Raw genomic sequence first — 21,211 nt, forward strand, 5'->3', positions numbered from 1 at the left:
AAATCAGTAAAAATTGACTTGCAGCACTCTTAAAAGGGGTGTTGCGAGTCTTTTTTCACTTTTTCTAAGATGAGGAAATATGAATTAATTATGAAGTTCTCACTTTAATCGTCTTAAGATATTTCAATTATTAGTGACTAATGCTAAAATGGAAGGTATAGTCTACATAGTCTGGATAATATATGTAAAAAAGGAGATTACACAACGTATGGCCAATTTTATTCGTTCGATTATCGAAAATGATAAAAAAGAACTAAAACGTTTAGATAGCATTGCCAAAAAAGTCGAAGCCCACGCTGACGAAATGGCAGCATTAACAGATGAACAATTACAAGCAAAAACAGCTGAATTCAAAGCTCGTTACCAAAAAGGTGAAACATTAGATCAATTATTACCTGAAGCATTTGCGGTCGTTCGTGAAGCGGCAAAACGTGTTTTAGGTTTATACCCATACCACGTCCAATTAATGGGTGGGATCGTCCTTCATGATGGGAACATTCCTGAAATGCGTACTGGTGAAGGGAAGACACTGACTGCCACTATGCCAGTTTATTTGAATGCATTGACTGGAGAAGGGGTACACGTTGTTACAGTCAATGAATATTTGGCAACTCGTGACTCCACAGAAATGGGAGAACTATACAATTTCTTAGGCTTGACGGTAGGATTGAACATCAATTCAAAATCAGCAGATGAAAAACGTGAAGCTTATCTTTGTGACATCACATACAGTACGAATAACGAATTAGGGTTCGATTATTTGCGGGACAATATGGTCGTTTATCGTCATCAAATGGTTCAACGTCCATTGAACTATGCGATCGTCGATGAAGTAGACTCCATTTTGATCGATGAAGCAAGAACACCGTTGATCATTTCAGGACAAGCAGAAAAATCAACTGCTTTGTATACAAGAGCTGACAATTTCGTCAAACGATTGAAGGAAGAAGAAGATTATAAAATCGATGTTCAGTCTAAGACAATCAGTTTAACAGAAGCAGGAATCGAAAAAGCAGAAGAAACTTTCGGCTTAAAAAACCTATATGACATTGAAAATACAGCATTGACACACCATCTTGACCAAGCGTTACGGGCAAACTATATCATGCTCTTGGATATCGATTATGTTGTTCAAGAAGGCAAAGTATTGATCGTTGACCAATTTACAGGACGTATCATGGATGGACGTCGTTATTCAGATGGATTGCATCAAGCGATCGAAGCAAAAGAAGGCGTAGAGATCGAAGACGAAACCAAAACAATGGCTACGATCACCTTCCAAAATTACTTCCGTATGTATAAAAAACTTTCAGGGATGACAGGTACAGCAAAAACGGAAGAAGAAGAATTTAGAGAAATCTATAACATCCAGGTTTTCCAAATACCAACCAACCGCCCAGTTATTCGTGATGACCGAGCAGATCTATTGTATCCTACATTGACAAGTAAGTTTCATGCAGTCGTCCAAGATATCAAAGATCGTTACCGCAAAGGGCAGCCTGTACTAGTAGGTACTGTCGCAGTCGAAACCTCTGAACTGCTTTCTGATCTATTGAATCGTGAACGGATTCCTCATGAAGTCTTGAATGCGAAAAATCACTTTAAAGAAGCAGAAATCATCATGAACGCCGGTCAAAAAGGCGCAGTTACGATCGCAACCAATATGGCTGGACGAGGAACAGATATCAAGCTTGGTCTTGGTGTTCGTGAATTAGGTGGTTTAGCCGTTATCGGGACAGAACGTCATGAATCTCGACGTATCGATAATCAGCTGCGTGGACGTGCTGGTCGTCAAGGGGACCCAGGGATGTCTCAATTTTATCTTTCATTGGAAGATGATTTGATGAAACGATTTGGTTCTGAACGTATCAAAGCATTCTTGGACCGTATGAAGATCGGTGAAGAAGATGCTGTGATCCAAAGCAAAATGCTATCTAAGCAAGTTGAATCTGCTCAAAAACGCGTAGAAGGAAATAACTACGATACACGTAAAAACGTCTTGCAATACGACGATGTAATGCGTGAACAACGTGAAGTGATCTATAAACAACGTCAAGAAGTCATTATGGAAGAAAAGAGCCTTTCTAAACCATTGATGAACATGGTCAAACGCACGATCAGTCGTGTCGTCGATGCGCATACACAATTAGAAAAAGAAAATTGGAATCTGGAAGGGATCGCTGATTTCGCTGGTAGTACACTTGTCCATGAAGACAGCATCTCTGTTGACGATCTAAAAGGAAAAGAACCACAACAAATCAAAGAATACTTGAATGAATTAGCACAGGAGATCTTCAATACGAAAGCCGCTCAACTGAACGGTCCTGAACAATTGCTTGAATTTGAAAAAGTAGTGATTCTGCGAGTGGTCGATTCAAAATGGACAGATCACATCGATGCGATGGACCAGTTACGTCAATCAATCGGTCTGCGCGCCTATGGACAAAATAATCCATTAGTTGAATATCAAACAGAAGGCTACAAAATGTTTGAAGACATGGTCGGAGCCATCGAATATGAAGTTACACGTATCTTTATGAAGGCAGAAATTCGTCAAAATGTGCAACGTGAACAAGTATCACAAGGCGAAGCAGTTCAACCGACAACTGGTGACGCAAAAGAAAATAGCAATACAAATGCGAAAAAACAACCAGTGCATGTGAACAAAGTAGGCAGAAACGATCCATGTCCTTGTGGAAGCGGAAAAAAATATAAAAACTGTCATGGAAAAGATGAAAACTAATTTTTGACAGTAAAGTTGGTGAGATCGGTTCTTTTTGATTAAGAATTGACTCACCTTCTTTCTGTTAAGAAACGATTCTGGTAAACTAAAGATACTTAAAATAAATTGTAGTCAAAAGAAAGAGGGATAAATATGGAAATTTCAGAGATTCGCAACCTATTATCTGAAATGCGAGAAAAGGTCACAAGTTTCAGGAGGTCTCTTTGACTTAGACCAATTAGAAGAAGATATCGCTGAAGCAGAAGCTAAAATGGCGGAACCTGGATTCTGGGATGATAGTGAAGCCGCTCAGAAAGTAATCAACGAAAATAACGCGAACAAAGAAACCTATGACCAATTCAACGCATTAGCAGAAGAATTGGAAGAATTAGAGTTGATGGTGGAAATGCTGCAAGAAGAACCAGATGCACAAATGCAGCAAGAAACAGAAGAAAGACTGCAAACATTAGATGAAAAAATGAAAACCTATGAATTAGCGATGCTGTTAGATGGACCGTATGATCGGAATAACGCAATTATTGAGTTGCATCCAGGAGCAGGTGGTACAGAATCGCAAGACTGGGGAAGCATGCTCTTACGTATGTATACTAGATGGTCGGAACAACATGGCTATCAGGTGGAAACTCTTGATTATCAAGCAGGAGATGAAGCAGGGATCAAAAGTGTCACCTTGCTGATCAAAGGCCATAATGCTTACGGCTATCTAAAATCAGAAAAGGGTGTGCACCGACTTGTACGGATCTCGCCATTTGATTCGGCGAAGCGTCGTCACACGTCCTTTTGTTCAGTAGATGTCATGCCAGAACTAGACGAAACGATCGATGTTGCAATCAATCCCGATGATTTGAAAATCGACACGTATCGAGCAAGTGGTGCGGGCGGACAGCATATCAATAAAACAGAATCAGCTGTACGGATCACCCATCTTCCTACAGGTACGGTAGTTGCCAGTCAAGCGCAACGGTCACAATTGAAGAATAGAGAACAAGCAATGGGCATGCTGAAAGCGAAACTTTACCAACTTGAAGTGGAAAAGAAAGAACAAGAAGCTGCCGCTTTGCGAGGAGAACAAAAAGAAATCGGCTGGGGATCACAGATACGTTCTTATGTTTTCCATCCATATTCAATGGTCAAGGATCATCGTACGAATGTTGAAACTGGGAATGTCCAAGCAGTAATGGATGGTGACCTAGATATCTTTATCGATGGTTATTTAAAGATGCATCTCTGATTAGTTGAAGATAAATGATAAATGACATAAAATTGTAAGATTTTGAAAGCAAGATGAAACATTACCATGCTATAATGGTAAAAGACTGAAAAAGATATGGAGAGAACGCCATGATTGAAATGAAGGATGTAATGAAGAAGTACTCAAATGGTACGACTGCAATCCGAAATCTTTCGGTTGTTATCGATCAGGGAGAATTCGTCTATGTAGTTGGTCCATCGGGGGCTGGTAAATCTACATTCATCAAATTGATGTATCGAGAAGAAAAAGCTACAAAAGGGACACTGAATGTTGCTGGACATGATTTGTTAGAAATCAAAAATCGTGAGGTTCCTTATCTGCGCAGAGAGATCGGCGTAGTATTCCAAGATTATAAGTTACTCCCAAGAAAAACAGTATATGAAAATGTTGCTTATGCGATGCAAGTTATCGGACGTAAGCCTCGAGATATCAAAAAACGTGTCATGGAAGTATTAGATTTAGTGGGATTGAAACACAAGGTCCGTGTATTTCCAAGTGAACTATCTGGTGGGGAACAGCAACGGGTTTCGATTGCACGAGCAATCGTCAATACGCCTAAAGTACTGATTGCAGATGAACCTACTGGAAATCTGGATCCCGAAAACTCATGGGAAATCATGAAATTACTGGATCGGATCAATGCTCAAGGAACGACGGTCGTTATGGCAACCCATAACAGCACGATCGTTAATACAATTCGTCACCGGGTAATCGCCATTGAAAATGGTCGGATCATTCGTGACCAAGCGGAAGGGGAATATGGATACGATGATTAGAACCTTTTTCCGTCACATATTAGAAAGTATCAAAAGTTTGAAGCGTAATGGCTGGATGACAGTTGCTTCAGTCAGTGCTGTAACGATTACGTTGACTTTAGTTGGTTTATTTATGGCAGTCATCATGAATGCAACCAAAATTGCTGAAGACATCGAAGGAAATGTAGAAGTTTCAGTTTTCATCGATATTGGTACAAATGAGAAAGATATGAAAAAACTCGAAAGTGAGTTAAAAGAAATCGATCACGTAAAAAATGTGACATTTTCAAGTAAAGCACAAGAACTGAAAAAAATCCAAAATGCGATGGGTGACTCATGGAGTCTTTTTGAAGGAGACAATAATCCTTTATATGACGTATATGTTGTTAGTACTACTGATCCATCCCATACCAAAGAGGTATCAGAAGCTGCTGCTAAGCTAGCAAATGTTTCGCGAGCAGATTATGGTGGAACCTCTTCCGATCGGATACTTAAGATTGCTAGCGCCGTTCGTACTTGGGGATTAGCTGCTGCTGCGTTGTTATTATTCATTGCTATGTTCTTGATCTCCAATACGATCCGGATCACCATCCTTTCACGTCAAAGAGAAATCCAAATCATGCGACTGGTTGGTGCTAAAAACGGCTATATTCGTTGGCCATTCTTTTTAGAAGGTGGTTGGATCGGTTTGATTGGTGCAATCATTCCTGTATTGATCATCACATTTGGTTATGATCAAGCATTTCAAGCACTGAACCCAACACTTTTACGTTCACATTATTCAATGATCCATCCTCAAGATATTGTATGGAAAATCAATCTATTGATGGTTGGTATCGGTGTGATCATCGGTTCATTAGGTTCAATTATTTCAATGAGACGTTTCTTGAAATTCTAAAAGACTTTTATTCGCCCCCTTATTTTGCAAGGAGCGATCAAAGTCAATCCAATATACACAAAATAGAATAAAGAAACTGACCCAATAATTTAAAACAAAAAAGCATCTCTTGTTAAATTCACGTTATAATGAATTCAATAAGAGATGCTTTTTCAATGGGATCAGCTTAGTCGATTCAGGTCAAAAAGGGTGTACAGATAAAATAAGAGAAAATTCTTCATCCCACTAGGTGGGGGGAGTTCTTCCTATTTGGCTTCTTTGTTGCCTATCATTTTTATACTTTCGCTTTACTTTAAAAAACAACTTAGTTATTCTTAAGTAGGTGAAAAAGTAAAGAGGTGAAACTATGGGATTGATTGTTGATAATTTTTTTACCTTTATCTTGATTCTAAATATTTTATTATCCTTTGTTATCGTATTTCGTGAGAGAAAAGAAACAGCTCAAACATGGGCATGGTTGTTAGTGTTGATGTTTATTCCTATCGTTGGCTTCATTCTGTATATTTTCTTAGGAAGAGGGATTTCTAAAGACAAGATTTTCGATTTGAAACTCCAAGGTAAGATCGGGAAAAACCTTGAGATCGAGGAAGATAAACAAGCACTGATGCGGGGATTGTATCCTCACCCGCCAACAGGACTGGTAGATGTAAAGCAGTTGATCTACATGTTGACTGTTTTTGAAAGTACGCTGTATACGACAAGAAATAAAGTTACGCTGTTTACGGATGGACGAGAGAAGTTTGATGCGTTGCTGGAAGATATCAAACAGGCAACAGATCATATCCATTTACAATACTATATCTATCGAAGCGACACACTGGGAGTTGAGGTTCGAGACGCATTGATTGATGCGGCAAAGCGAGGCGTTAAAGTAAGGGTCCTTTTAGATGCATGGGGATCAACGCAAGTAACGGCAAGTTTTTTTGATGGCTTGAAAGCAGCTGGCGGTGAGGTCGCTTTCTTTTTCCCGTTGTTTGTGCCTTATATCAATCCACGGATCAACTATCGAAATCATCGTAAAATTGTTGTGATCGATGGGCAGATTGGTTACACTGGCGGATTCAATGTAGGGAATGAATACTTGGGACAAGTGCAGAAGTTTGGTTATTGGCGCGACAACCATTTACGGATTCATGGTGAAGCCGTATATACGTTACAAAACCGCTTTTTGATGGATTGGAATTCACAACATACGAAAGAAGTCAGTTATGATCCAAAGTTCTTTCCACAAATAAAAACGAGTGGAGATATGGCACTGCAAATTGTAACGAGTGGCCCAGATACGGAGCATGAACAAATCAAGATGACCTATCTAAAGATGATTTCTTTAGCCAAAAAAGAGATATTGATACAGACACCGTACTACATACCGGATGAATCAATTCATGAAGCCTTAAAATTGGCTTTGCTTTCAGGTGTGAAGGTTCATATGCAAATTCCTAATAAACCAGACCATCTTCTTGTTTATTGGGCGACATACTCTTTTGCGGCGGAACTACTTGAATACGGTGCGGTGATCGAAACATATGAAAATGGATTTATCCATGCGAAAACAATGATCATTGATAATGGGGTCGTTTCAGTTGGATCAGCGAATATCGATGTTCGATCGTTTAGACTCGACTTCGAAGTAAATGCTTTGATCTATGATGAACGGATGGCATCACAAGTGCGAAAAGCCTTTTTTGATGATTCAAAAGTCTCGCAACCATTAACGAAAGAAAAATATGAACAACGTGGAACGATCATCAAATTCAAAGAGGGATTAGCACGCTTGATCTCGCCATTACTATAATAAGGATCAATTCAAAAAGGACATAAAACGCACGTCAGGGACGTCGTCTTATGTCCTTTTTTGTCGGGGCCATTTCTGTAGTCTGTCAGAAATGGAGAAAGCGTCTCGCATGAGCGGATTGACTTTGGGGTATCTCTTGTTTTTTGGGGAAAGCAAGAAATAAATCAATATATGCTTTTTAAAGAGACACATTTCAAAGCCAGTATAGCATAGAAACACTCAATGAGATAGTATTTTTTTTATTTATATAATTATTTTTTGTTATTTAATGAATTCGATTCGTTTTCAAGTATTCGCTAAAATGTTAAAATGAACTTAATTTAGGATTGAAGGAGATTTCTAATGAAAAAATCAAAATTACTCTTACCCATAATAGGATTAACGATTCTTTTATCTGGTTGTTCCAAATGGATTGATCGTGGCGAGTCGATCACCGCTGTCGGTTCATCTGCACTACAACCTTTAGTTGAAACGGTAGCAGAAAGTTATCAAACAGAAAAACCCGGAAAATTCATCAATGTACAAGGGGGAGGAAGCGGTACAGGCTTGTCACAAGTCCAATCAGGCGCAGTTGATATTGGAAATTCAGATTTGTTTGCAGAAGAAAAATCAGGGATCGATGCTTCTGCTTTAGTGGATCATCGTGTAGCTGTCGTGGGAATAACACCGATTGTGAATAAAGGTGTCGGTGTCAAAGACATTTCTATGGAGAATTTAAGAAAAATATTTACCGGCGAGATCACGAATTGGAAAGAAGTTGGTGGAAAAGACCAACCAGTGGTTATTTTAAATCGCGCTTCTGGAAGCGGTACACGCAGTACCTTTGAGAAATGGGTATTAGATGGTGAAACAGCTATCCGCGCACAGGAACAAGACTCAAGCGGGATGGTACGGCAGATCGTGGCAGATACGCCGGGAGCAATCAGTTATGTCGCTTTCTCGTATGTAACAGATGATGTAGCAACACTGAGTATTGACGGTGTCGCACCTAAAGATGAGAACGTCACAACGAATAAATGGACGATTTGGGCGTATGAACATATGTATACAAAGAGCCAGCCTAAAGAGTTAACAAAAGAATTTCTAGAATACATTCTTTCTGACGATGTACAAAATAATATTGTTGGAGAATTAGGTTATATCCCTGTTTCAAAGATGGAAGTGGAGCGAGATTGGGAAGGAAACGTTGTAAAATAACTGCCTTTACAAAAAATTTACAAACTTAGCATAAATTTTACATGTTATTAAACTCAAATTGATGTTCACTTTGTACACTGAATAAGTATGTTAGACCTGATTAGGGGGGAATCATCTGTGGAAGATGTGAAAAAAGCATTATTAACAAAATCCAAACGTTCAAAAATGGAACAACGCGGCAAATTTATCAGTTTTCTCTGTATCGCGCTGATCGTTGTCGTAGTGTTAGCAATTTTTTATTTTGTTGCCAGTAAAGGTTTAGCAACCTTCTTTGTCGATAAAATCAATGTGTTTGATTTCTTGTTTGGCACAAACTGGAATCCAGGACAAGTAGGGGCAAATGGCAAACCGATGGTAGGCGCATTGCCGATGATCGCAGGTTCGTTCATCGTCACATTCCTATCAGCGATCATCGCTACTCCTTTTGCCATCGGTGCAGCAGTATTCATGACGGAGATCTCTCCAAAGAATGGAACGAAAATTCTGCAACCGGTCATTGAATTATTGGTCGGTATTCCATCTGTTGTTTATGGGTTCATCGGTTTATCTGTCGTTGTTCCATTCATCCGTAGTATTTTTGGCGGAACAGGATTTGGTATCCTAGCAGGGACATTTGTCCTTTTCGTCATGATCTTACCAACAGTAACGACAATGACGGTCGATGCGCTAAAGTCAGTACCAAGACATTATCGTGAAGCATCTTTAGCGTTGGGAGCGACAAGATGGCAAACGATCTATAAAGTAGTTTTACGTGCCGCTATACCAGGGATATTGACTGCCATCGTTTTTGGTATGGCTCGTGCATTTGGTGAAGCATTAGCAATTCAAATGGTCATCGGTAACGCTGCGTTGATGCCGACAGGATTGACGACACCAGCTTCAACATTGACATCTATTTTAACAATGGGGATCGGTAATACGATCATGGGAACGACTGAGAACAATGTTTTATGGTCATTGGCATTGATCTTACTATTGATGTCATTAATCTTTAATATCGTGATTCGAATGATCGGTAAGAAAGGGGCACTGAAATAATGAACGCAAAACGCTCTGACAAAATCGCCACAGGCATCCTCTACGTGATTTCAGGGATCATCGTGTTGATCTTAGCAGCTTTACTCTTATATATTCTCGTTCGAGGGGTACCTCATATTTCTTGGGCATTTCTGACTGAACCATCTAAAGCTTACCAAGCAGGCGGTGGGATCGGCATCCAGTTATTCAACTCGATTTACTTACTTATCATTACAATGATCATCAGTTTTCCGCTCTCATTAGGAGCAGGTATTTATCTTTCTGAATATGCTGGAAAAAATTTGGTGACAGATATCATCCGCACTTCGATCGAAATCTTGAGTTCTTTACCATCAGTAGTTGTCGGTCTATTCGGATTTTTAGTGTTTGTTATTCAATTCCAATATGGCTTTTCGATCATCTCTGGGGCACTGGCATTAACAGTATTCAATCTACCTTTGCTGACAAGAACAGTCGAAGAATCATTACAAGCTGTTCATTACACACAAAGAGAAGCAGGATTAGCATTAGGCTTATCTCGCTGGGAAACAGTTATCCGGGTCGTGGTACCAGAAGCAACACCTGGGATATTGACTGGTGTCATCTTAAGTTCAGGAAGAATCTTTGGTGAAGCAGCTGCATTGATCTATACAGCTGGACAAAGTGCACCTGCACTTGATTTTTCAAACTGGAATCCACTAAGTGTTTCCAGCCCGATCAGCATTTTCCGTCAAGCTGAAACATTAGCTGTTCACATTTGGAAAATCAATACGGAAGGAACGATGCCAGATGGCGCTGCTGTGTCGGCAGGAGCATCAGCGGTTTTGATCATCGCTGTACTGTTGTTCAACTTTGCTGCACGTGCGATCGGTAAACGTTTATACCGTAAAATGACTTCAGCTTAAGGAGAAGAAGTAAGATGAAAGAATATAATTGGAATGAAACAAATATCATCACAATGGGACAAGAAAAAGAAGTCGCTTTGTACACGGATGATCTTCATGTCTGGTATGGCGATAACGAAGCAATCAAAGGAGTAGACTTAGCCTTTGAGAAAAATAAAATCACTGCGTTGATCGGTCCTTCTGGATGCGGAAAATCAACTTACTTACGTTCATTGAATCGGATGAACGATGGAATCGCGAATACAAAAGTCACTGGAAAGATCATGTACAAAGAGGTAGATATCAATGCGCCACAAATCGATGTATATGAGATGCGTAAGCGGATCGGGATGGTTTTTCAACGGCCAAATCCGTTTAGTAAATCCATTTATGAAAATATCACGTTTGCACTGAAACAACATGGTGAAAAAAATAAAAAGAAATTAGACGAAATCGTAGAAACAAGTTTGAAACAAGCTGCTCTATGGGATCAAGTAAAGGATAGCTTGGATAAAAGTGCACTTGCTCTATCTGGAGGACAGCAACAACGATTATGCATCGCCCGCGCGATCGCAATGAAACCAGATATTCTGTTGTTAGATGAGCCAGCAAGTGCGTTAGATCCGATTTCTACAGGAACAGTCGAAGAAACATTAGTTAACTTAAAAGAAGACTACACGATCATCATCGTGACGCATAATATGCAACAAGCTGCACGTATCAGTGATTACACTGCTTTCTTCTATCTAGGCAAAGCAATCGAATACGATAAGACGAACAAGATATTTACCAGACCAAAAATTCAAGCAACCGAAGATTATGTGTCCGGTCACTTTGGTTAAGACGGAGGACTCGTTATGGCAAAAGAAATAATTTCATCAAAAGATCTTCACTTATATTATGGCAAAAAAGAAGCATTGAAGGGGGTCGATTTAAGTTTCAATCAGGGTGAGATCACAGCAATGATCGGTCCTTCCGGTTGTGGGAAATCAACTTATCTGCGTTCTTTGAATCGGATGAACGACCTGATTCCTGGTGTCACGATCACCGGTAGTGTGCTTTATAAGGGAAAAGATATCTATGGACCAAAGACAGATATCGTTGAATTGCGAAAAGAAATCGGCATGGTATTCCAACAACCAAATCCGTTTCCATTCTCAATCTATGAAAATGTGATCTATGGACTAAAGTTAAAAGGTGAAAAAGACAAAAAAGTTCTCGACCAAGTAGTCGAAGAAAGTTTAAAAGCTGCATCAGTGTGGGAAGATGTTAAAGACAAATTGCATAAAAGTGCATTATCTTTATCAGGTGGGCAACAACAACGGGTTTGTATCGCCCGAGTATTAGCAGTCAATCCAGAAATCATCTTGCTTGATGAACCCACAAGTGCGCTAGATCCAGTATCGACTGGGAAAATCGAAAGTATGCTCTTGGAATTAAAAGAAAGATATACTATGATTATAGTTACGCATAATCTGTCTCAAGCTTCACGTATTTCGGATAAAACAGCCTTTTTCTTAGATGGACATTTGATCGAATTCAATGACACGAAAAAGATTTTCATGAATCCAGAAAAAAAAGAAACAGAAGACTATATCTCAGGAAGATTTGGATAGGGAGGAAATGAAATGTTACGGACACAATTTGAAGAAGAATTACTGAATCTTCATAATCAATTTTATGAGATGGGGATGATGGTAAGTAGTGCAGTGCATAAATCCGTTCGTTCTTATATCAAACACGATAAAGCACTTGCGCAAGAAGTCATTGAAAATGATATCAAAATCAATGATATGGAAACACGTCTAGAGAAAAAAAGTTTTGAGATGATTGCTTTACAACAACCGGTTACTACGGACTTGCGGATGATCATTACTGTGATGAAGGCTAGTTCTGATTTAGAGCGGATGGCCGATCACGCTGTATCTGTTGCTAAGTCTACAATCCGTGTGAAGGGACAAACGCGGATACCAGACATTGAGAAAGAAATTTCAGATATGTCAGATTACGTAAAAAAAATGGTGGACAATGTGTTAGTCGCTTACGTGAAAACAGACGAAAAAGATGCACGTACGATCGCAAACATGGATCAGCGCGTCAATGATTACTTCAATCGTATTTATAATGCTACAATAAAAAATATGCAAGCAAACCCTGAAACAGTCATCAGCGGAACCGATTATTTAAATGTTGCTAGCTACTTAGAACGTATCGGTGATTATGTCACGAATATCTGTGAATGGATCGTCTACTTGGCTACTGGAAAAATCACGGAATTGAATACGAACCACAATGAGATTTTTTAAAAATGAATCAAAAAAGATGGAAGCCATAAAATCCAAATCCGGATTTTTGTGGTCTTTCATCTTTTTTTAGATAATTAGTATACAGAATAAGAGAGACGATGGGATTGAATCAGATCAAGTGGAAATGCCCCATAAATTCTTCATAAAACCAATAGCAACTAGAGATGGAGAAAAAGTTACAACTTAAGTCCTATGACTTTTTAACGCATTCGGTGCATAATATGTATGTAAGGAAAAGCTTGCAAACCATTTTTGCTTAAGGAGGCAATTTCCATGAAAGAAAGAGAACGTATTTTAGATCTAGTTAAAAAAGGAGTCCTTTCAACTGAAGAAGGACTGGACCTATTAGAAAGTATGGCAACAGAAAAAGATGAAAAACAAATTGCAAAAGAAGCGGATAGAGTAACTGCCAGTCATAAAGAAAAAAATCAAGTGATCGATGAATTAGAAAATGGTGTAACAGAAGAACAGCCAGAAATCGATCCAAAACAAAAAGAAAAAGAAGACCAAGAAAATCTAGAAAAAATCTTAGATGAACTAGCAACGGAAGCAAATAAGACTTCTGCTCATTTGGATGAAGTCAATGAGAAATTGGCTGAAAACAAAGCTGTACGTAATGAAAAACAGGAAACATTGATGCAGCTGAATACAAAAGAAGAATTAGATCAGCTTTCTGAGGAAGAATTAACACAACGAAAAACGTTAGAAGATGAAATCAAAGAATTAGAAGCTGCAGGAGATATTTTAACAGAAGAACGTATAAAATTAGAAGCAGAATTAAAAGACATCCGTAAAAACCAGTGGTCAGAAAAGAAAGAAACATTCTCAGAAAAATTTGAGATTCCTGATGATTGGAAAGAACAGGCCAATGATACATTGAACCAAGTAGGCGAAAAAATGTCTGAAGCAGGAACGCATCTAGGTAAATTCTTGCGTAAGACTTTCCAATCTGTTTCTGAAACTGTCAATGACAATATGGAATGGAAAGATGTCAATCTTCGTGTACCAGGCATTGCTACGACGAAATTTGAACATGAATTTTATTATGAAGCTCCAGAAGCAAGCATCATCGATATCAAAGCAGCCAATGGGAATGTGGTATTGAAGACATGGGATAGCGAAGATGTTAAAGTTGAAGCGAAAATCAAATTATATGGAAAAATGAATGCAGAACCATTTGAAGCATTTTTAGAACGTAGCCAGATCGAAGTGAATGATGACCATCTTTCATTCCAGATCCCAAATAAGCGTGTTCGTGCAGATCTAGTCTTTTACCTTCCGAAAAGAGTATATGACCATACAGCAATCAAATTGTTGAATGGAAATATCACGATTGATGAGTTAGAAGGCAAAGATATCTATACGAAATCAACAAATGGAAATATCACAGTCAACCATCTTACAGCTACCATGCTTGAAGTAGAAGGTGTAAATGGAAATATCGATATACGTGATGGTGCGATTTTAGATTCTATCATTGAAACAGTGAACGGCACTGTTACGGTTGGAGCTACACCTGAAAATCTATCTGTTTCTTTAGTCAATGGAGATGTGCGGTTAACGATCAAAGAGGATCGTTTGAAAAAAATCGAGGCAAGCTCTGTGAATGGAAATGTCAAAGTAGCATTACCAAGTACGATTGGATTAGAAGGAAATGCGAAAACTAGTTTAGGAAGTATCAATAGTCGGTTATCCGATTATGAAGTAGTCCGCGAGAAAAAAGAACGGACAAACCAAATGCTACAATTCCGCCGTTTATCAGAAGATGGTGTAGCTACAGTTCAATTAACAACAACAACAGGCAGCATCTATCTAAAAGACGCAGAGATGTAAGCCAGCTGTTCACAGCAGGATTCTTATAATTGTCATGCTGTGAACAGTAGTTTAAAAAAATAGTGAAAAAGGTACTATTGTCACAACCTTTTTCTTCAATTACAATGGTAGGACAGAGGTGAAGCAAAAATGAAAAAAAAGTTGACAAAGTCAAATAATAATATCGTCTTAACAGGTACATTAGCTGGGATTGCAGAATATCTTGGAATCGACCCTACAGTCGTTCGAGTGATCTATGTGATCTTGAGTTTGGTTGCTTTTGGCAGTCCGATTATTTTATATATCCTATTGGCACTGATCATCCCATCAGCACGAAAAAAACGTACAAGTTATGGACATGATAACCAATATTATGAAAACAACAACTATCGTGAACAAACAAAAAAACGTAAAGAGGCAGAAAAAGTCGATGACGATGAGTGGAGTGACTTTTAATGTCCTACCTTCAACGGATCATCGTCAATTCGCTGACTTTTATCTCATTAGCAGTTCTTTTTCCAAATGTAGTCTATGTAAATAGTATTTGGACTGCAGTTTTGGCAAGTTTTGTGTTATCGCTATTGAACATGTTCGTTAAACCGATCTTAACGATATTATCATTGCCATTTACGCTGATAACTCTTGGCTTGTTTACATTCGTCATCAATGCAGCAATTTTGAAATTGACCTCTTTCTTTATAGGAGAGGGGAATTTCGGGTTTGCTTCATTCGGAGCGGCACTGTTTGTCGCTATCTTGATGGCGCTCGTCAATGTGATCGTTAGTGAACATAATAGTAGAAAATAACGACAATATACGCCTTATGGCTAAAGAGTCGACATGAACTGATTCCCCCCGTTCATGTCGATTTTTTTTGCTTTTTTCATTCAAAAAGTGCGAAACGATCGTAAAATAAAACGTTTTTTTTATTTGGTAGTACTTTTTGCTATACAATGATAAAATGAAGGGGAACACTCTAATAGAAATGAGGTAACACGAATGGCAGAAGTTGTAAAAGTAAGCCAATTGGTAGAAAAATTATCATTAGAAATCGTAACTGGTGACGAGAAGAGTTTGGAGCGTGTTATCGTAACTGGCGATATTTCAAGACCAGGCTTAGAATTAACCGGTTATTTTAATTATTATTCACATGATCGCCTACAGTTGTTCGGCAGTAAAGAAATCACGTTTGCTGAACGAATGATGCCTGAAGAAAGATTGATGATCATGAGACGGCTGTGCAGTGAGGATATGCCGGCATTTATTATTTCAAGAGGTTTACCAGCATCCGAAGAAATGATCCAAGCAGCGAATGAACATGGGATGGCAGTATTACGTTCACCAATCTCGACATCCCGTCTACTTGGAGAATTATCCAGCTACTTAGACGGAAGGTTAGCGCCTCGGACGAGTGTCCATGGTGTATTAGTCGATGTTTATGGTTTAGGCGTATTGATCCAAGGGGATAGCGGAATCGGTAAAAGTGAAACGGCGTTAGAATTGATCAAAAGGGGACATCGTTTGATCGCAGATGATCGAGTGGATGTCTACCAGCAAGATGAATTGACTGTGATCGGAGAACCACCAAAAATTTTGGAACATCTGATTGAGATCCGAGGAATCGGGATCATCGATGTCATGAATCTATTTGGTGCCAGTGCTGTACGTGGATCGATGCAAGTCCAATTAGCGGTTTATTTAGAAGCATGGGCAAAAGATAAAAAATATGATCGTTTAGGATCAGAAGATACCTCAGTAGAAATCGCTGAAGTGGGGATTCCACAAATCAAGATCCCTGTGAAAACTGGGCGAAATGTAGCGATCATCATTGAAGTAGCTGCTATGAATTTCCGTGCAAAAACAATGGGATTTGACGCAACGAAGACGTTTGAAGAAAGATTGAGCCGCTTGATCGAAGAAAATTCTGGTGGACAGTAGCAAGGAGTGGAAACATGTTGGCACAAATAAACAGAGTGGCTTTTGATTTTCTAGGGATACCTATCTATTGGTATGCACTGATCATTATTTCAGGGATCATCATTGCCATGTGGCTTAGCAGCCGTGAAGCAGTTCGAGTAGGGCTGAAAGCTGATGATGTGACTGATTTTATGTTATGGGGCTTACCCTTATCGATTATTGGTGCACGTTTGTACTATATCTTATTTGATCTTCCTCAATACCTTGCTGATCCGATCCAAATATTCAATATCCGTTCAGGCGGATTAGCGATTTATGGTGGCTTGATTGCTGGGGCGATCACTTTATACTTTTTTACAAAATATCATTTTATATCTATGTGGACATTTTTAGATATTGCAGCACCAAGTGTTTTACTCGCTCAAGCGATTGGACGATGGGGAAACTTCATGAACCACGAGGCTTATGGACCGAACACAACAAGAGCTTTTTTAGAAAGCTTGCATATTCCACAATTTATTATTGATAACATGTATATTGAAGGAATTTACCGTCAGCCGACTTTTTTATATGAATCGATGTGGAGCTTGATCGGTTTTGTTTTGTTGTTGATTTTAAGAAACAAAAAACATCTTCTGAAAAAAGGGGAAGTGTTGCTCGTCTATTTGATGTGGTATAGCTTTGGTCGATTTTTTATCGAAGGATTACGAACAGATAGCTTGTACTTCCTTGGAGTGATCCGTATTTCTCAATTACTATCTGCCGTGTTATTCATCGGTACGATCATTCTATTTATTTGGCGGAGAAAGAAAGAAAATCTTCCTGATTATGATCGTTCATTAGGAAAAGACCAGTTTTTGATCTGATTTGTGAGCGAATAAAATGAAAAAATTAGCAGGAGTGGTAAAATGAAATATAGAGTGGCGGTCTTAGGTTCTGGTTCTTGGGGAACGGCCTTGGCACAAGTACTTGCAGAAAATGGACATGATGTTCGTCTTTGGGGACATCGTGAAGAACAGGCGAATGAAATCAACCAGCAACATACAAATCACCGTTATTTGTCAGACCTTAAAATGGCGGAGACGATCCATGCGTTCACAGACATGGAAAAAGCAGTTGCTGATGTTGATGCTGTCCTATTTGTTATTCCAACCAAAGCAATCCGCTCGGTAGCCCAAGAACTGGCAGATAAATTAACGACTAGACCGATAATCATTCATGCAAGTAAGGGACTAGAACAACACACCCATAAACGGATTTCTGAGATCCTTTTGGAAGAATTGCCAGTTGAAAAAAGACAGGCTGTGACAGTCTTATCTGGGCCAAGTCATGCAGAAGAAGTGGCAAACCATGATATCACAACGATCACCGCTGCTAGTACGGATCAAAAGGCAGCAAAATTCGTCCAAGAACTCTTTATGAATCATTATTTCCGAATCTATACAAACCCTGATGTCATCGGGGTCGAGATGGGTGCGGCATTGAAGAACATCATTGCGATCGGTGCTGGTGCGATCCATGGGCTAGGGTTTGGTGATGATGCTAAGGCTGCAATCATGACAAGAGGTTTGGCAGAGATCAGCCGACTGGGTGTAGCGATGGGAGCTAATCCACTGACTTTTATTGGTCTAAGTGGTGTAGGCGACTTGATTGTTACTTGCACTAGTGTTCATTCGAGAAATTGGCGTGCTGGGAATTTGTTAGGTCAAGGGAAAGACTTGCCATCGGTTCTCGAAGATATGGGCATGGTCGTTGAAGGAGTCAATACCACACAAGCCGCAAAAGAGCTTGCTCAAATCATGGGCGTAGAGATGCCCATCACTCAAACGATTTACGAAGTGCTTTATGAACATAAAGACGTAAAAACCGCAGCAAAAGAAATCATGTTGCGAGATGGAAAACAAGAAAATGAGTTTTCATTAAAAATATTTTAGAGGAGAGTTGACACATGAAAGTAAAAAAAGCAGTAATTCCAGCAGCAGGATTAGGGACTAGATTTTTACCTGCCACAAAAGCAATGGCTAAGGAGATGCTTCCGATTGTTGACAAACCAACGATTCAGTTTATTGTTGAAGAAGCATTGAAATCAGGAATCGAAGATATTTTGATCGTCACAGGAAAAGCTAAAAGACCGATTGAAGACCATTTTGATTCAAATATCGAACTAGAAACAAACCTTAGTGAAAAAGGAAAAACTGAATTATTGAAATTAGTGGAAGAAACGACTGATGTCAATCTTCATTTCATCCGTCAATCTCATCCAAAAGGGTTAGGTCATGCTGTTTTACAAGCTCGTGCATTTATCGGAAATGAACCTTTTGTCGTGATGTTAGGTGACGACATCATGGAAGATGAAGTGCCGTTGACACAACAGTTGATCGATGATTATGAACGTACACATGCTTCAACCATCGCGGTTATGCAAGTACCACAAAAAGATACATCGAAATATGGGATCATCAATCCTGGAGAAGAGTTAGAAGACGGCTTATACAATGTTAAGAATTTCGTTGAAAAACCTGAACCAAGTAAAGCACCAAGTGATTTAGCAATTATTGGGCGTTACTTATTGACGCCAGAGATTTTTGATGTATTAGCAGAACAAAAACCAGGTGCAGGTAACGAGATCCAATTAACTGATGCCATTGATACTTTAAATCGAACACAACGCGTTTTTGCTCGTAAATTTACAGGTAAACGTTATGATGTCGGAGATAAATTTGGTTTTATGAAAACGAGTATTGAATATGGTTTGACACATCCAGAGGTTGGTGAACCTTTGAGAGAATATATCAAAGCATTGGGGAAAGAATTAGAAGCGGAAGATCATTCCGTATCTACAAATATGAAAAAACCGATTGAATCAAAAAAAGAAGATAAAAAATAATCTTTATTAAAGAAAGAGAACGAGACGAAAGTCGTTTAGGTTTGAGAAATTGGAGAAAAAAAACGAACAATACGCTTTTTGTATTGCTCGTTTTTTTGAAATTTCCGAAGAACCTGATTTTTGGACGCCGTTTATTTGAGAGAGGCTGGGACAGAAGTGTTTAACTCCGAGAAATAAGAAGAAATGAACGAAAATTGCTTTTTCAAATTTTTGTGAATCTCGGCTTATTTCCGAAGGAGTTGCTTCTGCTCCCACCGTTTATTCGAAAGTCTGTAGCAAAACTGATTTTTAGATTTGTCCCACACTCATTCACTATTTTTTATTTGTTTAAAAAACGTGAAAATGCTATTCTAATAGAAAGAGTATCAGAAGGGAGTTTAATTATGACAGGCGGAGAAATTGCAGGATTGATTGCAGCGATTGCGTTTGCAGTGCTAGTTGTTTTCATCGTAAAAGTTTTACTACAATTATCAAAAACATTAGAAAAAGTTGATCAAACAGTTGCGGAAGCAAATACAACGATTGAAGTTGTAACGAAAGATGTCGATGTTTTATCAAGACAAGTGGAAGGTTTATTAGTGAAAAGCAATGAACTTCTTTTAGATATCAATGGTAAGGTAGCAACTATCGATCCATTGTTCACTGCAGTAGCTGATTTAAGTGAAAGCGTCTCAGAATTGAATGTATCAAGCAAAAATATTGTGACGAAAGTTGGTGGTATCGGCAAAACGACAGCCAAGGCAACGGTGGCTGGAAAAGTTGGCGGGACTGCTTTAAAATTTTTCAAAAATAAAAAACATACTGAAACGACAGGAGGAAAATAATCATGGCAAAAAAAGGTGGATTTTTATTAGGTGCAGTAATCGGTGGAACAGCCGCAGCGGTAGCAGCATTATTGTTAGCACCTAAATCAGGAAAAGAACTAAGAGATGAATTAGCAGCACAAGCAGATGATTTTCTAGACATGGCTTCAGATTACACAGATATGGCGAAAGAAAAAACAAGTACATTGACAGACATCGCAAAAGAAAAAGCACAAGATTTATCACAACAAGCAGGAGATCTTGCTGGAAATGTGAAAAATAAAGTCAATGATTCAGCTGACGTAGTTGAAGATGAATCAGAAGATATTTTGTTGAATCTAAAGGAACAATCGGCAGACCTATCTGATCGTTTCAAAAAATCAGCAGATGACTTGAAAAAACCAGTAAACAAAATGGGTGAAGTTGCAAAAGATACAACAGAAGATATCCTGATCGAAGCAAAAGATACTGCATCTGCTGCTGGAGAAACAGTCCAAGAGGGTATTGAAGAAGCAAAGCCTGTGGCAGAAGATGCGAAAACGATGAAAGATATGGCAAAAGAAGACGTTCATTCAGCAAAAGAAGATTTAAAAGATACATTTAAAGAACAGAAATAAGACTTCATTATAGAAAATAAAAGAGCAGTGAGTACTGAGAGTTCGTTCAGTATTCACTGCTCTTTTTGATATTCATTACTATTGTTATTTTTTAATGGTTATAAAATATCTTTTTTATTTTTTAAAATTACACATTTTATTTAATGTGTGAAATTGGATTTATATGTATGAATATCATTTGTAATTAAAAAAATTTGAAATTGTTTATTTAACAGCTTTTTTTAAATATATAACGTTGTTTTATTTTTTTAATAATTAAATGGTCTACCTCTTAAAATATTCGCTGAATTTTTAGAAAATTTAAAAAATATATTGCTAGTTCTTTATCT

The 21,211-nt window shown here is 38.6% G+C and carries 20 protein-coding genes; all 20 read left to right on the top strand.

The genetic code is table 11. The features are described from left to right. Positions 1 to 208: 208 nt before the first annotated feature. The 20 genes from secA to FGQ66_RS03125 all read left to right on the top strand — a co-directional run bounded on the left by secA (position 209) and on the right by FGQ66_RS03125 (position 20,882). Positions 209 to 2,743, top strand: a complete 2,535-nt coding sequence (secA, locus tag FGQ66_RS03025) for a preprotein translocase subunit SecA (protein ID WP_005880429.1) — start codon at positions 209 to 211, stop codon at positions 2,741 to 2,743. A gap of 132 nt (positions 2,744 to 2,875) precedes the next feature. Then, positions 2,876 to 3,974 (top strand): peptide chain release factor 2 gene (prfB, locus tag FGQ66_RS03030; RefSeq protein WP_179135138.1). Its coding sequence is split into 2 segments (ribosomal slippage): positions 2,876 to 2,947 and positions 2,949 to 3,974, totalling 1,098 coding nucleotides; the frame shifts between segments, so codons are not numbered across the junction. A gap of 110 nt (positions 3,975 to 4,084) precedes the next feature. Continuing rightward, positions 4,085 to 4,771 (top strand): cell division ATP-binding protein FtsE, encoded by a 687-nt coding sequence (gene ftsE, locus FGQ66_RS03035; protein ID WP_005880425.1) that lies wholly within the window; start codon positions 4,085 to 4,087, stop codon positions 4,769 to 4,771. After that, positions 4,764 to 5,648, top strand: a complete 885-nt coding sequence (ftsX, locus tag FGQ66_RS03040; RefSeq protein WP_279594352.1) for a permease-like cell division protein FtsX — start codon at positions 4,764 to 4,766, stop codon at positions 5,646 to 5,648. The genes ftsE and ftsX overlap by 8 nt, the downstream gene beginning before the upstream one ends. A 346-nt stretch (positions 5,649 to 5,994) precedes the next feature. Continuing rightward, a complete protein-coding gene (gene cls / locus FGQ66_RS03045) occupies positions 5,995 to 7,443 on the top strand; it encodes a cardiolipin synthase (protein ID WP_081134253.1) in 1,449 nt (482 codons plus the stop codon). 342 nt (positions 7,444 to 7,785) lie between these two features. Further along, complete coding sequence (locus tag FGQ66_RS03050; protein ID WP_138301654.1) at positions 7,786 to 8,640, top strand: phosphate ABC transporter substrate-binding protein PstS; 855 nt, start codon at positions 7,786 to 7,788, stop codon at positions 8,638 to 8,640. A 117-nt stretch (positions 8,641 to 8,757) separates the two neighbouring features. Further along, positions 8,758 to 9,678 (top strand): phosphate ABC transporter permease subunit PstC, encoded by a 921-nt coding sequence (gene pstC / locus FGQ66_RS03055; protein ID WP_113846068.1) that lies wholly within the window; start codon positions 8,758 to 8,760, stop codon positions 9,676 to 9,678. Continuing rightward, positions 9,678 to 10,562 carry a phosphate ABC transporter permease PstA gene (pstA, locus tag FGQ66_RS03060; RefSeq protein ID WP_138301655.1) on the top strand — a complete coding sequence of 295 codons (885 nt, stop codon included), beginning with the start codon at positions 9,678 to 9,680 and terminating at the stop codon, positions 10,560 to 10,562. Before pstC ends, pstA begins: the two co-directional genes overlap by 1 nt. 14 nt (positions 10,563 to 10,576) lie before the next feature. Next, positions 10,577 to 11,383, top strand: a complete 807-nt coding sequence (gene pstB, locus FGQ66_RS03065; RefSeq protein ID WP_005880411.1) for a phosphate ABC transporter ATP-binding protein PstB — start codon at positions 10,577 to 10,579, stop codon at positions 11,381 to 11,383. A gap of 15 nt (positions 11,384 to 11,398) precedes the next feature. Further along, positions 11,399 to 12,157 (top strand): phosphate ABC transporter ATP-binding protein PstB, encoded by a 759-nt coding sequence (gene pstB, locus FGQ66_RS03070; RefSeq protein WP_005880409.1) that lies wholly within the window; start codon positions 11,399 to 11,401, stop codon positions 12,155 to 12,157. Between the two features lie 12 nt (positions 12,158 to 12,169). Continuing rightward, positions 12,170 to 12,847, top strand: coding sequence for a phosphate signaling complex protein PhoU (gene phoU / locus FGQ66_RS03075; protein WP_005880407.1), 678 nt, complete (start codon positions 12,170 to 12,172; stop codon positions 12,845 to 12,847). A 273-nt stretch (positions 12,848 to 13,120) separates the two neighbouring features. Further along, on the top strand, positions 13,121 to 14,680 hold the full coding sequence (liaX, locus tag FGQ66_RS03080; RefSeq protein WP_053111764.1) for a daptomycin-sensing surface protein LiaX: 1,560 nt from the start codon (positions 13,121 to 13,123) through the stop codon (positions 14,678 to 14,680). 129 nt (positions 14,681 to 14,809) lie between these two features. Further along, positions 14,810 to 15,115 (top strand): PspC domain-containing protein, encoded by a 306-nt coding sequence (locus FGQ66_RS03085; RefSeq protein ID WP_138301657.1) that lies wholly within the window; start codon positions 14,810 to 14,812, stop codon positions 15,113 to 15,115. Then, positions 15,115 to 15,465 carry a phage holin family protein gene (locus tag FGQ66_RS03090; protein ID WP_005880401.1) on the top strand — a complete coding sequence of 117 codons (351 nt, stop codon included), beginning with the start codon at positions 15,115 to 15,117 and terminating at the stop codon, positions 15,463 to 15,465. Before FGQ66_RS03085 ends, FGQ66_RS03090 begins: the two co-directional genes overlap by 1 nt. Before the next feature lie 192 nt (positions 15,466 to 15,657). Further along, the gene (hprK, locus tag FGQ66_RS03095; protein WP_016177420.1) at positions 15,658 to 16,596 is read left to right on the top strand and encodes an HPr(Ser) kinase/phosphatase; all 939 of its coding nucleotides are present in this window, start codon (positions 15,658 to 15,660) and stop codon (positions 16,594 to 16,596) included. 14 nt (positions 16,597 to 16,610) lie between these two features. Further along, positions 16,611 to 17,441 (top strand): prolipoprotein diacylglyceryl transferase, encoded by an 831-nt coding sequence (lgt, locus tag FGQ66_RS03100; RefSeq protein WP_005880398.1) that lies wholly within the window; start codon positions 16,611 to 16,613, stop codon positions 17,439 to 17,441. A gap of 42 nt (positions 17,442 to 17,483) precedes the next feature. Continuing rightward, entirely contained in the window at positions 17,484 to 18,509 is a 1,026-nt protein-coding gene (locus FGQ66_RS03105) for an NAD(P)H-dependent glycerol-3-phosphate dehydrogenase (protein WP_138301659.1), read from the top strand. A gap of 14 nt (positions 18,510 to 18,523) precedes the next feature. Further along, positions 18,524 to 19,462, top strand: a complete 939-nt coding sequence (gene galU, locus FGQ66_RS03110; RefSeq protein WP_138301661.1) for a UTP--glucose-1-phosphate uridylyltransferase GalU — start codon at positions 18,524 to 18,526, stop codon at positions 19,460 to 19,462. Between the two features lie 383 nt (positions 19,463 to 19,845). After that, positions 19,846 to 20,286, top strand: coding sequence for a DUF948 domain-containing protein (locus tag FGQ66_RS03120; RefSeq protein WP_005880392.1), 441 nt, complete (start codon positions 19,846 to 19,848; stop codon positions 20,284 to 20,286). Between the two features lie 2 nt (positions 20,287 to 20,288). After that, positions 20,289 to 20,882, top strand: coding sequence for a YtxH domain-containing protein (locus tag FGQ66_RS03125; RefSeq protein ID WP_138301662.1), 594 nt, complete (start codon positions 20,289 to 20,291; stop codon positions 20,880 to 20,882). Positions 20,883 to 21,211: the final 329 nt, after the last annotated feature.

Source organism: Enterococcus sp. BSD2780061688st2 D3, from assembly GCF_005844145.1.
In the GTDB taxonomy this organism is placed as follows: Bacteria; Bacillota; Bacilli; order Lactobacillales; family Enterococcaceae; genus Enterococcus_B; species Enterococcus_B durans.

Excerpts from the sequence above, each read along its gene's own strand:
- lgt (WP_005880398.1), top strand. The coding sequence starts at position 16,611 with ATGTTGGCACAAATAAACAGAGTGGCTTTTGATTTTCTAGGGATACCT.
- secA (WP_005880429.1), top strand. The coding sequence starts at position 209 with ATGGCCAATTTTATTCGTTCGATTATCGAAAATGATAAAAAAGAACTA.
- galU (WP_138301661.1), top strand. The coding sequence starts at position 18,524 with ATGAAAGTAAAAAAAGCAGTAATTCCAGCAGCAGGATTAGGGACTAGA.
- FGQ66_RS03125 (WP_138301662.1), top strand. The coding sequence starts at position 20,289 with ATGGCAAAAAAAGGTGGATTTTTATTAGGTGCAGTAATCGGTGGAACA.
- ftsE (WP_005880425.1), top strand. The coding sequence starts at position 4,085 with ATGATTGAAATGAAGGATGTAATGAAGAAGTACTCAAATGGTACGACT.
- pstB (WP_005880409.1), top strand. The coding sequence starts at position 11,399 with ATGGCAAAAGAAATAATTTCATCAAAAGATCTTCACTTATATTATGGC.
- ftsX (WP_279594352.1), top strand. The coding sequence starts at position 4,764 with ATGATTAGAACCTTTTTCCGTCACATATTAGAAAGTATCAAAAGTTTG.
- phoU (WP_005880407.1), top strand. The coding sequence starts at position 12,170 with ATGTTACGGACACAATTTGAAGAAGAATTACTGAATCTTCATAATCAA.
- liaX (WP_053111764.1), top strand. The coding sequence starts at position 13,121 with ATGAAAGAAAGAGAACGTATTTTAGATCTAGTTAAAAAAGGAGTCCTT.
- cls (WP_081134253.1), top strand. The coding sequence starts at position 5,995 with ATGGGATTGATTGTTGATAATTTTTTTACCTTTATCTTGATTCTAAAT.
- FGQ66_RS03090 (WP_005880401.1), top strand. The coding sequence starts at position 15,115 with ATGTCCTACCTTCAACGGATCATCGTCAATTCGCTGACTTTTATCTCA.
- FGQ66_RS03085 (WP_138301657.1), top strand. The coding sequence starts at position 14,810 with ATGAAAAAAAAGTTGACAAAGTCAAATAATAATATCGTCTTAACAGGT.
- FGQ66_RS03120 (WP_005880392.1), top strand. The coding sequence starts at position 19,846 with ATGACAGGCGGAGAAATTGCAGGATTGATTGCAGCGATTGCGTTTGCA.
- FGQ66_RS03050 (WP_138301654.1), top strand. The coding sequence starts at position 7,786 with ATGAAAAAATCAAAATTACTCTTACCCATAATAGGATTAACGATTCTT.
- pstA (WP_138301655.1), top strand. The coding sequence starts at position 9,678 with ATGAACGCAAAACGCTCTGACAAAATCGCCACAGGCATCCTCTACGTG.
- FGQ66_RS03105 (WP_138301659.1), top strand. The coding sequence starts at position 17,484 with ATGAAATATAGAGTGGCGGTCTTAGGTTCTGGTTCTTGGGGAACGGCC.
- pstB (WP_005880411.1), top strand. The coding sequence starts at position 10,577 with ATGAAAGAATATAATTGGAATGAAACAAATATCATCACAATGGGACAA.
- hprK (WP_016177420.1), top strand. The coding sequence starts at position 15,658 with ATGGCAGAAGTTGTAAAAGTAAGCCAATTGGTAGAAAAATTATCATTA.